Genomic DNA, 12,677 nt, shown 5'->3' on the forward strand with positions numbered 1-12,677 from the left:
GGAACGCCGCCAAACGAGCCGCCTGAAATCAAAGCGGCAGCATTCTTGGGTGGGCTCGAAGTTAATGTGACAATACCGTCGAAAGATTACAACACGAATGATGACAATCCCAGGCGTGGGTCCCGTGAGTGCCGTGACCTTTGTCGCAACAATTGATGACCCGCGCCGATTTGCGAAGTCCAGATTGGTCGGTGCTTATCTCGGCCTGACATCCCGGCGATATCAATCAGGGGATATCGACTATGGAGGTCGAATATCGAAACGCGGCGACCCCATGCTGCGCTCAACGCTTTATGAAGCCGCCAGCAGTTTGTTGAACCGTGTGAAACCAGGCAAGGGGCTGGAACTACAGAAATGGGCTCGGGCTCTTAAAGCCCGTACCAGCCACAAGAAAGCCGGTGTAGCCCTGGCGCGAAAGCTTGCAGTCCTGATGCACGCCATCTGGACAAATGGATCAACCTTTCAAACGAAGGAGGCATAACCGAGAGAACAAACGGAATTCCCTACACGAGTTGCCGTACCGACCAACACGGCAGGCTGTCGACCGAACCCGTTCGATCTACATGCGGACAGTCAAACCGTGCATGAGACCTTTGGGGGTTGATACCTTGAGCGCCGAGATGAAGCGCCAATGGGATGGCTTCGGAAAGAACCTTGCAGGTGGTCGATACCGGACTAAAATCATCGAGAGCTACTGCTCAATTAAAGAACATATATCAAGGTGCAGGGCGCATGAATTAATGTCTCCCAGGCAAGCGACAAGCACGGCAAAACACTTGATTTCATGCTTTCGCAGCGCCGAAACAAGCCAGCCGCCACGAGGTTGTTCGCGCATATGATGGGGGTCATCGACAAAAGTGGAGCCAACGCCGCAGGCATCAGAGCTATCAACAGAATGTTCAAAGGCTTTGCCCAATTAAGATGGTGAGGCGGAAGTATCTCAATAACTTCGTGGAACAAGTTCACCGTTGCCTCAAACGGCGAACGCGTCCGATGCTCGGTTTCAAATCATCCGTTCCTGTAACTTCCACCTTGGAAGGTATCAAAATGGCCAACGTCATCAGCAAGGGGCAACTCACTGTCGCACTCTGTCCATTTCAGCAGTTCGACGAACTGGCTGCCTTACCCATCTGCAAAAAAAGCGGGATTCCGAACACTCGCTAATTTTGCAAAGGAACCCTAAAGGGAGGCTGACCAATTTACTTTGCATCAATCTGTTAAAGCTCAGGGTGCGTTAACGCCTCAGGGTCGGCTGGTGTTTGCTGATGTGACACGAGCTTCCAAACACCGGCATCGTTTAAATATGTCGATGCACAAACAGCATGAAAAATCGGAGCATTAGGTCGTTCGGCTGACACCCGATAAGCGAGAACAGCAATCTCACCTTTTTGATTGAAATGGCGGTCACTCATTCGGACCGTCCGCCATTCAGCATTGTCTGCCATGCCTTGGGCGCCAGCCGTGCCGCGTTGTATTTTTGCCGGGTACGGGAAGATCATCACAGCATCTTCAAGTATTTCTGAATGTGCGGAATCGAAACCGTTTAACCACAGCCGCTCTTCTGTCGCCCAAAGCTGGTCCTCAGTTGTCATTTCCCTCTCCTTTGTTGCGTACGCCTCATGGAACAGGGCGCCTCTCGAAATCTGCTTCTGAATCGATCCCATGAATTTGGGAAAAAGAACAATTTCTCGTATAGGTTAGGCGTTCTGCACCAAGCCGTCACCTTACTTGGTGTTCAGGGCAATGTTGGTTCCAATTTCTAAGGTCTGCGAACTTTCATCGCCAACTCATTTGGATAAAAACAATGCGAAGAAGTAGGTTTCTTGCGGACACAACTGAATGGTGAAAACTTTTGGTTTCCGATCCGTGCTGCAATCCTGTTCAACCGGCTGGAATTCCAAATACGAAAACTACTCCGGAAACAACACTTAGCGCCAAAAAGGCAGCGGCTTTTTTCTCGTCACCCTTACGCTTACGTGCAGCTTCAAATGCGACCAGGCATTGAAGAGCATAAAACAAGGCAAAGGCACGGCTTGCCAAGGCAATCACCTGGTCAACATCAGTCGACCACAGAATGCCGATTCCAACCAGCGCAATTAAACCATAGGCGTGGCTGGGGTTTACGCGGTCATGAGTGATCTCGCCGATCAGGCCTGCATCCCCAATACTGTCTGCAACTGATGCGCTAAATTGGCTGGCTGTTGCAGCAATTGTCAAAGAAATCGGCAGTATGCCCGCGACCAAAGCCGAGACAGATATAACAGCAGCAACTCCCTCTCCCTGAGACAGATCTATCAGCAGCGGCGAAAGGAGTATGAAGAAGACAATGTAAATAACCCCGGAGAGCAACTGCGCGTTCCACATCGCCTTAATTCTGGTCTGCGCATCAAATTCCTCGCCCATGAATCTTGTCGTTTCAAATCCCTGCACAACAATCAGCAACCCGAGAAGAACAGGAAGTGACTTAAGCTCGAATTTGCCAGCAGCTGACAGAAAGTCGCCCGGCCCGACGATCTTCCCGAATGCAAAAACCGCAAGAGCCGCAAGAAAACCAGCTATCACTGATAGATTTAAAGCTGTCGCATAGCGTTCAACGCGGGCAACTTTTTGCGCTCCATCACTCCAACCTAATAGCCCAATTACTACCAATAGACTTATCGCGATGGGTTTTGCCAACTCTGGCCGGTCAATATTTGCGCCCTGTAGGACAAAGTGCCCGAGAAGGGCAAGGTAATAGGAAACGGAAATGAAGTAGGCAAATGCGAGAACAATATGACTGAGTTGCTCAATCGAATGCAGAACATGATCCTTGTCAGCTGCCAATTGTGGTTCGACAACTCTGATGTTGTAGCGAATTGTCCATCCAATCAGCATTGCCACGAGATTTAACAGCGCCATCGCAAGAGCAGCAAAGCCCCCGAACTCCCGGGCAAGCAGAGGGGCGGAAACCAGAAAACCACTCCCGATGATTGAGGCGAGTGGGGTAACTGTGGCGCGCCAAATCGCGGTTCGTGAAAACGGAGCGAACAGCAATCCTAAAAGAACGACTGCTCCAATGGCCACAAAGGTAATTGTCGGTATCAAATCAACAGACCTTTCCGCCTCGACCGTGTTCTTCCCCTCTTGAGGAATTTTACCCGAGGTAACTATTTCTAACTGTGTTTCGGCCCTTTCCCTATATTTAATCCAAGCACAGACTTTTGGGTTGTTGTTGAGAAAATCCCCTGACAGAGTTCATTGCGCGTTGTTGCCGCACATAAAGATACCACTCTCGGACGTGCAGCGAGTGGCCGGTTTGGCGAAGCATCACCGCAGCATTAGCGAATACTATGAAAGTCCGCTTAAGGCCGTTTTCGAATGTGTACGGTATTCGTCGTTATTCACCGCCGATGGGGCTGTTCCTCCAGTGAGTTTTGTTTGACATCTGCGCCTGCGGGTCCAATTGGGCAACTTGATAGGAGAGTGTTTCTGGCTCATCGTGACCGCTGAATAGTGGACGATGAGAAAGACAAAGGGATATACGCCTGCATCTTCCGACGAAGGCAACGGAACACGACAGGCAATTACGACACGCGCAGATACAAGCGGCGAGACCGTATTGAGATCATTTTCGGTAAGCTCTAAGATTGGAGGCGCGTGGCAAACCGCTGAGAACCACTGTCCCAAGATCTTCCTCTCAACCATCGCCCTCGCCGCAACTGTCATCTAATGATTATGATGCCGGAGCTTAGTTTCGCAGGTAGAAATAGACTGCAAGCAGGTTAGCCTACTTTGGAAAAACGGAAACTTTTGAACGAGCTCACACCAGTTACATGAGCCACAAATTTGCTCGTAAACCATGTCGGCCGGGGTCTCCGAGCAATCGAGTCAAAAAGTTTGCGACAAAACTTTCAATTGTTGTGCTCGACACTCAGGAAAACCAGTGTGCGCTTCTCTTGGCTCTTGTCTTTAATGGCAACCCGATAGACACGAATTCCGGCGTCCAACTCTCTAAGCACATAGCTGTCTGGGTGATTGACCTGCCGATCAATCGGAGCAGGCGTACCGTCTCGGCAACGCGCTACTTCAGCCCATGTGTCGTGGAAGTAGATAGTGGCCTCATGGCTTCTGAACTGAAATTCCCAATAACACGAAACGCCGCGTGAATTACCCAAGCCGTCAAATGGCTGGCATACGGACCCAACAGGGGCAATCCTAGTGTCATCATAGCTTTCGAGTGCAGAAATTTGTGCGCATTCAGCAGCCAGTCCAATGGTCGGTTGAACGAACACTACCGTCGCAAGTGAAAGCCAAAAACACAACGAGACTCTTTTGTGAGGTTCGAATTCAGATGCTGGAGCGAGGTAGACAGAACTCGTGTTGCCGCGCAGTTTTAGCATGGCCAACAATCGCATACGTTGTGCTCTGACAGGAGAATCTCTTTAATCAATATTTTTGCTAAAGAGTCGTCATTCTGCTGCATCAGGAACATCAACAATTGAATAGTTGCCCTTTACGCGTTCCTTTGTCGGGTCAAAATGAGGGAAAGGCACTATTTTGGCTTTCAGACGCTTTTGTTGGCCGTCCAGTTGCCCGATTTCAATGTCAGCTCCGACGACGGCATGAGTGACCGAAACCCGGCCTAACGCAATAACCTTGCCCAGAACGGGTGATTTCATCGCGCTGGTAATCTCTCCAACCTGCGCCTTTCCTAAACGCACACAGTCGCCGGGCGAGGGGACCGTGCCGCCCTCAATCTCGAAACCGACCAGTTTGCGATGAGGATGGGTCTTGCGTTCTTCAATCGCTGCCCGCCCGATAAAATCGTCGGGCTTTGACTTCAGTGGAACGGTGAAGCCGATGCCAGCCTCGAAGGGATCGGTTTGATCGTCGAATTCGGACCCGGCAAAGATCAGGCCACCTTCGATCCGCACCATATCCAGTGCCGCAAGTCCAAGCGGAGCTATGCCATATTCCTGGCCAACCTCCCAGACGCGATCAAAGATCTCGACGGCATCTTTGGGATGGCAGAAGATTTCATATCCCAGCTCACCTGAATACCCGGTCCGAGAAATTACGACAGATGTCCCCTGCACATCACCAACCCGAGCCACGGTAAGCCGGAACCATGGCAGTTCTTCGATCGTCGGTTGCTGAGGCGGTGTCCAAAAGATCTTGGAAAGGATGTCGCGACTGTACCGCCCTTGAACCGCAATGTTGTGCAATTGATCAGTCGAATTGCGCACCCAGACATTCATATTGCGTTTGAGGGCCTGTTCCTGCAGCCACAATCCGCTCGTGTCATTCCCGCCAATCCAGCGAAAGTTTGTTTCACCCAATCGATAAACCGTACCATCGTCGATCATACCGCCGTGTTCATAGCACATCGCGGTATACACGACCTGACCAACGCTTAGCTTTTTCATGTTGCGGGTTACGCAAAGCTGCAACAGCTCTTCTGCATCGGGTCCGACAACTTCGTATTTACGCAAAGGGCTGAGGTCCATAACCGCAACCTTGTCGCGGCAGGCCCAGTATTCGGCAATCGCGCCGTGATTGGTCATCGTGTTGGGCAGCCAATAGCCGTTATATTCGACGAAATCACGGGTGTGCCGTGCAAAGCAGTCGTGAAATGCAGTTTTTTTGGTTTCTTCCACATCCGCCTCCGCAGATTTTCTATAGCCGTAGGATCTTTTGAAATCCTCGGTCGCCTTGTAGGTTCGCACCTGAATATCGGTTGGATTCCAGCCATTTGCTGGATCAATGTCGCAGGGACAGCCGGTGCTGACGCAGACCAGATCGGTCAGCGCGCGCAACAAGACGAAGTCACCGGGACGCGACCAGGGGTCGTCCATGCCAATGGCGTTGGTGTCGTCCAGCATCGTGTTGAAAAAGAAGTTGATTGCAGGCCAACCACCACGTGGTTTGATGCCATACTGATCCAAGTCTTTATTGATATTGTCCGAGCAATTCACGTGGCCGGGGTAACCGAGATCTTCATAATACCGCGCCGTACAGGCAAGGCCAAACGTGTCATGGCGTCCGCACGTATCCTGAACGATCTCTATCAGCGGTTCCTGATCAACTGACCAATACTTCGAAAAAATCCCCGGTTTCGGATACAAGCTGCCCATCAGGCTACGCGTTGTTGTGGGATCAATCTCGCGTTCGATCCCCTGATCCAGCGCTCGGCGGCTGAAGGCTTGAAAATCCGAGCACTCACGCCCGCGAACATCGACAATCTGGATGAGCTCGCCGGCCCTGACCTCGTACGAGTGGGCATTGCCCGGCTGAATATTGAAGTCCTTGAGCGGATCGGCCAGCGGTTCGGGTGGTCCCACATCGGGTTTTTCCAAACCGGGTGCAGAGCGCTGAATGTACAGGATGATATCCGTGGGAGGGTTGTTATCTTCGGGACGCATCGCCTTGCCGGGTGCAGCCACGATCAGAAGGCCATCACTTTCAGCGACGAAATGCACCATGTCACCGGGGCGCGACCCGTCGATAAACGCCCGAACCGCGTCACCTTTTCCGATGTCAAATCCGGCAACTTCCAGAGCGCGCAGCACTTTCTTGCCAGACGGCGATCCATTTGCCAGCGTCGCAATCAAACCATCCGGACGTCCATGTCCCAAAGCACCCAGCATGGCCGCATCAGAACTTCGGTCAGGGGCAAAGAAGACCATCTCGGCCTGTTGCATCCCGTCGCGGTCCAACAAGGTTATCCTATCACCTTTGGAAATCGGAACAGCGCGCGACCCCATTCCTGGGACCGGGTGGCGTTCCGTTCCATGTGGCAGGATCGGAAGGCCGGGGGCCAGAACTCCGCTGCGTTCGAACGGAACTTCGAATACCGGCTTCACATTCATAGTGCATCTTCCTGAATGATCTCGGTTGCACCGCGGTGGGTGACAACCAATAAGCATCCCGCCTCGGTTCGCGAATAGTGGCCGGACCCAGCAGCGAGGCTGACAAAGTCGCCGCTGCGATAGCAAAATCCATCGTGATCTGTCAGATCGCCTTCGAGGATGAAGAACTCTTCTGGCCCATGGTGGATATGCGGACTTGAACGTGTGCCCGCTGCCATCTTCATCAGATAGCTACCTTGCCCGGTTCCCTCATCAAAGCTGACATTCTTCCACCAGACTTGCTCGTCGGGTCGGCCTTCCATACGCATCCGGACAAATCCGGGATCGTCGAAACGGGTAACGGTGCGTGGGATTTGATACTGTGCCATCTCAATCAAGCCCCAGCCGTTTTTTTCGTTTTTCAGCCCAACTGCTGATCGCCATGTCAAAGGTCAGCGCCATCAGGGACACGTTCAGACCCAGCACAAAATTCTTGCCCAGTTCGGTGCCCGCCAGTGTTCGCTGCAGCTCCTGTCCCAGATCCTGCGTGCCGATGAAGGCGGCAATGATAACCATGAAAAAGGCGAACATGATTGCCTGATTAAACCCGACCGCCATTGTCGGCAGTGCCAGCGGAATTTGCACCGACATCAGCTTTTGCCGACGGGTCGAGCCGGACATGTCTGCCGCCTCGGTCATTTCCGGCGGTACATTACTGAGGCCAATTATCGTGTACCGGATCAGCGGCACGGCGGCGAAGATCAGGATTGAGAACACAACTGCCACATCATTGACCCCAAACAGCATGATCGCGGGGATCAGGTAGATGAAGCTTGGGAAGGTTTGCGCGGTGTCGCAGGCCAGCAGGATGCTCTTGGACCAGCGGTTGGACCGGGCTGCAACAACGCCCAAGGGGATACCGATCATAGTCGCCAGCGCGACTGCTGAAATCACAGTATAAAGCGTGATGACCGACCGATCCCACCAGCCCGAGAAGGCGACTATCGTAAAGAAGATCGCGGCGTAGATGCCGGGTTTTCGGCCACCGACCCAATACGCAAAGGACACAACCAGCAGGATAAAAGCAGGAGTCGGAATGGCGAGTAGCGTATTCCGGAACGGGATCAAAACCTTGACGTTAAGGAACCAGCGCAGCCATTCGGTTGTGCCCTTGATCGCGTCTATGGCCAGGAACGACTTGATCACCACGTCGATTTCCTTGCCCTGGCTGAGATGCTGCTTGCGACCAACTTCAGCCAGGATCGGAAACACCTGTGCCAGCAGAGTAAATCCAACAAACAGACCCAGCGCGACCAGCGAAATCTGGTGCCGTTTCCACCACGGTGTCCCGCGTTCGAAGTGCACCGGCTGCTTGACGACCCAGGCCTTTGACATCCGATCCAACGTGACAGCCAGAAGGACGATGGTTACGCCAATCTCGAAAGAACGGCCCAGTTTGAAACTACCCATCATCGCCAGCAGTTTCGCGCCAAGACCGGGCATTCCGATAAAAGCGGTCAGAACAACCATCGCAAGACACAGCATGATCACCTGATTGACGCCGACCAGAACCTCGGTGCGCGCGGCTGGAACGTAGACGTGGCGCAACATCTGCCAGCGTGTGCAGCCAGACATCTGGCCGGCTTCGATCACTTCGGGGCTGACCTTTTTCAGGCCCAGAGTAGTCATCAGGATCATTGGTGGGATGGCAAAGGTAATTGTTGCGACGGCCCCAGCTGTCGGGCCGACCTTAAAGAAGATCACTGCTGGCAAGAGATACGTAAAGAAGGGCAGGGTTTGCAGTACGGACAGGATGGGTTTCAGCAACCGCTCGAACCAGCCGTGTTTCCAGGCCGCGATGCCTAGTACCAGACCCAGCAAGAAAGCCAATGGAGCCGCAACCACGATGACGGACATCGTCTGCATGGCGATTTTCCACTGTCCGATTGCCGCGGTCCAGATGAAGGTGCCCGCGCCCAAGGCAGCCAACCGCCATCCCCCAACGGCATAGCCGACGACGGCTGCCACAGCGGCAATCGCGGACCATGGGATCGGGCCCAGATAGGGCCAGCGACGCTTGCCCTCCAATAGGTTCGCCGAGGTATCCAGCAGAAACTCTAGCGGGCCTTCTGCAATAAAGCGGGTGACATAGATCAGACCGAGGTCGTTTTGAATGAAGTTAAAAATCGCGTCCAAAACCTGTGAGGTTGGCGGGATTGCAGCCTCAGGAATGCGATTCAGCCACTCGGGCAGAATGCCAATTGCCTTAGCCAGGATCAGTGCAATAGCGGTGACCACCAGCGCGGTTAGGACTTTGGTTTGCCCCCACGGGCCGTCCCTTGTGTCCGATATGTCGGTGGACAGCGTCGCCATCATTCCGCCCCAAGCAGAACATTCAACGCGGTGTCACGTTCCAGAACCCCGGTGACAACGCCTTTGTCATTCGCGACCGGCAACAGGATGCGCTTGTCATTTACCAGTACCCGCGCCAATTCGTGAATAGTCGAGCCGCCATTGATCGGCGCGCCTTCCAAAGCATGACCATTCACGGGCTTTGCAAGCCCCTTCGCATGTACGACCCGGGCCTTGTCGACATCTTCGGTAAATTTGGCCACATATTCGGTGGCAGGGTTCATCACGATCTGGTCGGGGGTGTCACACTGTTCGACCGCGCCATTGCGCATGATGGCAATCCGGTCGGCCAGGCGCAGCGCCTCGTCAAAGTCATGCGTGATGAAGACGATGGTTTTGCCCAACATCTCTTGCAGACGCAGGAATTCATCCTGCATTTCACGGCGGATCAGCGGATCAAGCGCCGAGAATGGTTCATCAAGAAACCAGATATCCGGCTCAATTGCTAAGGATCGGGCGATACCGACCCGTTGCTGTTGACCGCCACTTAGTTCGCGTGGGAAGTATTCTTCCCGGCCTTCAAGGCCAACCAGTTTGATGACTTCCAGCGCGCGTTCGCGCCGGTCGTGGCGATCCTGTCCGCGCATTTCCAACGGGAAGGCCACGTTGTCCAAAACCGTGCGATGCGGCAGCAATCCGAAGGACTGAAACACCATCCCCATCTTGTTGCGGCGCAGCTCAATCAGCTCGCGTTCAGTCAGGCTCATGATGTCCTGACCGTCAACTTCAATCGTTCCGCCTGTAATGTCGTGCAGGCGTGAAAAACACCGCACTAGCGTGGACTTGCCTGATCCTGACAGGCCCATAATGACCAGCATCTCGCCACGAGCGACCTCAATCGAGACGTCCTTGACCCCGGCGATGTACCCATCCGCGCGGATCTCATCGAAACTGCGGCCAGCGGGCAGAGATTTCAGATAGCTCTCTGGCGAGGGCCCAAACAGTTTCCAGACGTTTTTGGCTGAGATGACAGGCGCTGAGGCGGACATGGCTGCCTTTCTTTCGTGTTGAGCGCGGCCTTGCATCGCTGAGATGTTCAAGGCCGCGCCAGTTTCGGTGGATGCAACCGGATTATGTGCTGCAGGCACTGATCCAAGGATCAATGACGGCGCGGTTGGCGTCCAGCCATTCTTCGGCTGCCTCTTCCGGCTCTAGCTCATCAGTGTCGACCAGCTTCGCCATCTCAGCAATCTGCGGGTTGGTGAAAGAAATCTCGGTCAGGGCGCAATACGCGGCCGGCCACTTGTCTTTCATGCCATCCCAAGCCGCCTTTTTCAGGTAACCCTCGGCAGGGTTGCCACAATCATACAGCGCTTCCGGGTTGGGACCCTTGGCTGGATCCTTGTCGCACCCATCTTCCCATGCCGGGAACTCAACGAACTCACCTGGCCAAACAGCTTCAGCGAAGTTTGGCGTCCAGTTAAAGACCAAAACCGGCGTTTTGTCGGCCTCTGCCGCGCCAATTTCGGCCCAAAGGGCTGCGGCTGAACCCGCATTGATCACCGTAAAGTTCAGATCCAGTGCTTCGGCGCGTTCTTTACCATGCTTCAACCAGTCGACCGGCCCATCCAGATACCGGCCCTTGTCGCCGGTTTCGGCCGTCGCGAACAGGTGCGCGCAGTCGTTCAGAGCTTGCCAGTCAGGCAGTCCCGGGCAGGATTCCTTGGTCCACATCGGATACCACCAATCCTCGCGCGTGACCGCATCATGATCGCCCGCATCATGCAGACCGCCTTTTTCCAGTGCCGCCCGATAGGATGCACCAAAGGCACCTTCCCAGACTTCCATCTCCAGCGCGACATCGCCCAAACGTACCGATTCATAGACGGCCTGACTGTCGGTGGTGACATATTCTACGTTGTTGCCCATCTCTTCGAAGATCAGGCCTACAACGTTCGACATCACGATCTGGCTGGACCAGTTGTGAATGGGGATTACGATCGGGTCGCTGCTGTCTTCGGCAGCCGCGCCAGTTCCCGCTACTGCTGCCAAGGTTGCAGCAGAAAGTAGGTTTGTAAGTTTCATGTTTGCTCCCTGAGTGACATTCATTTTTGAGTTGAGGACTCTTCCGGCCCCGAATTCATGCATTCTGCCCAAGATCGTCTAATGTGCAGAACAGAAATTTGAGGGGCTTTGACCATAATTTCTTGAGGCTAATCCGACTTTTTGCTATCTTAACAGACAGTTGCCTGATCGAATGTTGCCAGATGCGGGCAAATGTTTTTGATCGCGCCGTCGTCCAGCTCGGGAAAAGGCCCCCAAATGCCAAAAAAAGCGCCAGTCACCGGGAAAGTCTTGCCGCCGCTAGACTATTTGTTGGCATTTGAAGCCGCTGCCAAGGCACAGAGTTTTGCGCAAGCCAGCAAGGTGCTGAACATCTCAGAGACCGCAATCAGCCGCAAAGTACGCTTGCTGGAACAGCACTATGACGTGCCCTTGTTTGTAAGGGGTCATCGTTCTGTTTCCCTTACTCAACAGGGTGCCATCCTGTTGGCGACCGTGGAAAAATCACTGGACCTGATGCGGGATGTCAGCCGAGACATGCTGGCCAAGCATCAGGCAAATACGGTTTCGATCTCGGCGACCAATTCTGTTGCGTCTCTTTGGCTGATGCCGCAACTTCGCAAGTTCAACAAATCCAATGGCCGAATACGTATCTCTTTGGTGTCTTCTGACAGTGACGCAGAATGCCTGTCAGATTCTATGGACCTGACAATTCTGCGGGGGGATGGCGACTGGCCGGGGTACGAGGCAAAGCTTCTGTTCGGAGAAACCGTTTTTCCGGTTTGCAGCCCCGAGTACCTCAAAAGTAATCCCAATGCCGCGGATATTTCTGCGTTACCGGAACTTGACCTTATTGAGGTCACCAGCGCGCATGCAGAATGGATGACGTGGCGTGCGTGGTTCAGCGGCAATGGTGTATCAACATCATCAATGGAACAGGCAGTCGCGTTCAACACGTACCCATTGTCAGTACAGGCAGCGGTTGATGGATTGGGCATTGCGTTGGGCTGGGCCCATCTTGTTGACCCATTGCTTGAAAGCGGCGCTTTGGTCAGGCCAGTCCAGGGCGCATCGGTGCGAACTGAGTCAGGATATTACCTGCTGAAAAGGCCTTTCAACAGTGCTTTTCCAGAGCAGTTGATAGTCGAAGATTGGCTGCTGGGTCTTAGTGAGGGTCGGAAAAGATACGCCTGAATTGGGCTGTTGGCGGCTGGGCTTTGATGGTGAGTTTGGCAGCGGGCTGTTTGACCGCTACAACTCACGTATTGACCCAGGGGAATATTTATTTACCTTAAAGAAAAAATACGATTCTGGGTTGGTGCGTAACCGATCCGGCCAAGACGTTAACAGACTTTTCCAACCGGGGGTTTTGCCCAATGAGCTATAAATCGGACATTGAAATTGCGCGCGAGGCGCAGAAGAAGCCTATTCAGG

The 12,677-nt window shown here is 53.5% G+C and carries 10 protein-coding genes and 2 pseudogenes; 4 read left to right on the forward strand and 8 right to left on the reverse strand.

Going from position 1 to position 12,677, the window contains the following annotated elements; genetic code table 11:
* Nucleotides 1-100 precede the first annotated feature (100 nt).
* A complete protein-coding gene (locus AC2FIB_RS22270) occupies nt 101-481 on the forward strand; it encodes a transposase (RefSeq protein ID WP_496737848.1) in 381 nt (126 codons plus the stop codon).
* Nucleotides 482-709: 228 nt separating this feature from the next.
* Nucleotides 710-1,164: pseudogene (locus AC2FIB_RS22275) on the forward strand (DDE-type integrase/transposase/recombinase); the annotation flags it as partial.
* Nucleotides 1,165-1,217: 53 nt separating this feature from the next.
* Here AC2FIB_RS22275 and AC2FIB_RS22280 read toward each other — a convergent pair.
* Together AC2FIB_RS22280 and AC2FIB_RS22285 are read right to left on the reverse strand one after the other, a co-directional pair.
* A complete protein-coding gene (locus AC2FIB_RS22280; RefSeq protein WP_496737841.1) occupies nt 1,218-1,592 on the reverse strand; it encodes a hypothetical protein in 375 nt (124 codons plus the stop codon).
* A 289-nt stretch (nt 1,593-1,881) separates the two neighbouring features.
* Nucleotides 1,882-3,084, reverse strand: coding sequence for an Aq_097 family APC-type transporter (locus AC2FIB_RS22285; protein ID WP_496842724.1), 1,203 nt, complete (start codon nt 3,082-3,084; stop codon nt 1,882-1,884).
* 420 nt (nt 3,085-3,504) lie between these two features.
* Here AC2FIB_RS22285 and AC2FIB_RS22290 point away from each other — a divergent pair.
* Nucleotides 3,505-3,709 (forward strand): annotated as a pseudogene (locus AC2FIB_RS22290) (IS5/IS1182 family transposase); the annotation flags it as partial.
* A 181-nt stretch (nt 3,710-3,890) separates the two neighbouring features.
* Here AC2FIB_RS22290 and AC2FIB_RS22295 read toward each other — a convergent pair.
* From AC2FIB_RS22295 to AC2FIB_RS22320, 6 genes are all read right to left on the reverse strand, one after another.
* The gene (locus tag AC2FIB_RS22295; protein WP_496737843.1) at nt 3,891-4,394 is read right to left on the reverse strand and encodes a hypothetical protein; all 504 of its coding nucleotides are present in this window, start codon (nt 4,392-4,394) and stop codon (nt 3,891-3,893) included.
* A gap of 54 nt (nt 4,395-4,448) precedes the next feature.
* Nucleotides 4,449-6,848, reverse strand: a complete 2,400-nt coding sequence (locus AC2FIB_RS22300) for a trimethylamine N-oxide demethylase (RefSeq protein ID WP_496737844.1) — start codon at nt 6,846-6,848, stop codon at nt 4,449-4,451.
* On the reverse strand, nt 6,845-7,216 hold the full coding sequence (locus AC2FIB_RS22305) for a cupin domain-containing protein (RefSeq protein ID WP_496737845.1): 372 nt from the start codon (nt 7,214-7,216) through the stop codon (nt 6,845-6,847). The genes AC2FIB_RS22300 and AC2FIB_RS22305 overlap by 4 nt, the downstream gene beginning before the upstream one ends.
* A 1-nt stretch (nt 7,217) precedes the next feature.
* Nucleotides 7,218-9,200, reverse strand: a complete 1,983-nt coding sequence (locus AC2FIB_RS22310; protein WP_496737846.1) for an ABC transporter permease — start codon at nt 9,198-9,200, stop codon at nt 7,218-7,220.
* Nucleotides 9,200-10,228, reverse strand: coding sequence for a quaternary amine ABC transporter ATP-binding protein (locus AC2FIB_RS22315; RefSeq protein WP_496737847.1), 1,029 nt, complete (start codon nt 10,226-10,228; stop codon nt 9,200-9,202). The genes AC2FIB_RS22310 and AC2FIB_RS22315 overlap by 1 nt, the downstream gene beginning before the upstream one ends.
* Before the next feature lie 82 nt (nt 10,229-10,310).
* Nucleotides 10,311-11,264 carry an ABC transporter substrate-binding protein gene (locus AC2FIB_RS22320; RefSeq protein WP_058277107.1) on the reverse strand — a complete coding sequence of 318 codons (954 nt, stop codon included), beginning with the start codon at nt 11,262-11,264 and terminating at the stop codon, nt 10,311-10,313.
* A 237-nt stretch (nt 11,265-11,501) separates the two neighbouring features.
* On the opposite strand from AC2FIB_RS22320, the gene AC2FIB_RS22325 reads away from it, so the two are divergent.
* Nucleotides 11,502-12,437: a LysR substrate-binding domain-containing protein gene (locus AC2FIB_RS22325; RefSeq protein ID WP_058277108.1), complete on the forward strand. Its 936-nt coding sequence runs from the start codon at nt 11,502-11,504 to the stop codon at nt 12,435-12,437.
* Nucleotides 12,438-12,677: the final 240 nt, after the last annotated feature.

This window comes from Ruegeria sp. YTSA072 (assembly GCF_059610285.1).

Excerpts from the sequence above, each read along its gene's own strand:
- AC2FIB_RS22270 (WP_496737848.1), top strand. The coding sequence starts at position 101 with ATGACAATCCCAGGCGTGGGTCCCGTGAGTGCCGTGACCTTTGTCGCA.
- AC2FIB_RS22280 (WP_496737841.1), bottom strand. The coding sequence starts at position 1,592 with ATGACAACTGAGGACCAGCTTTGGGCGACAGAAGAGCGGCTGTGGTTA.
- AC2FIB_RS22295 (WP_496737843.1), bottom strand. The coding sequence starts at position 4,394 with ATGCGATTGTTGGCCATGCTAAAACTGCGCGGCAACACGAGTTCTGTC.
- AC2FIB_RS22300 (WP_496737844.1), bottom strand. The coding sequence starts at position 6,848 with ATGAATGTGAAGCCGGTATTCGAAGTTCCGTTCGAACGCAGCGGAGTT.
- AC2FIB_RS22305 (WP_496737845.1), bottom strand. The coding sequence starts at position 7,216 with ATGGCACAGTATCAAATCCCACGCACCGTTACCCGTTTCGACGATCCC.
- AC2FIB_RS22310 (WP_496737846.1), bottom strand. The coding sequence starts at position 9,200 with ATGGCGACGCTGTCCACCGACATATCGGACACAAGGGACGGCCCGTGG.
- AC2FIB_RS22315 (WP_496737847.1), bottom strand. The coding sequence starts at position 10,228 with ATGTCCGCCTCAGCGCCTGTCATCTCAGCCAAAAACGTCTGGAAACTG.
- AC2FIB_RS22320 (WP_058277107.1), bottom strand. The coding sequence starts at position 11,264 with ATGAAACTTACAAACCTACTTTCTGCTGCAACCTTGGCAGCAGTAGCG.
- AC2FIB_RS22325 (WP_058277108.1), top strand. The coding sequence starts at position 11,502 with ATGCCAAAAAAAGCGCCAGTCACCGGGAAAGTCTTGCCGCCGCTAGAC.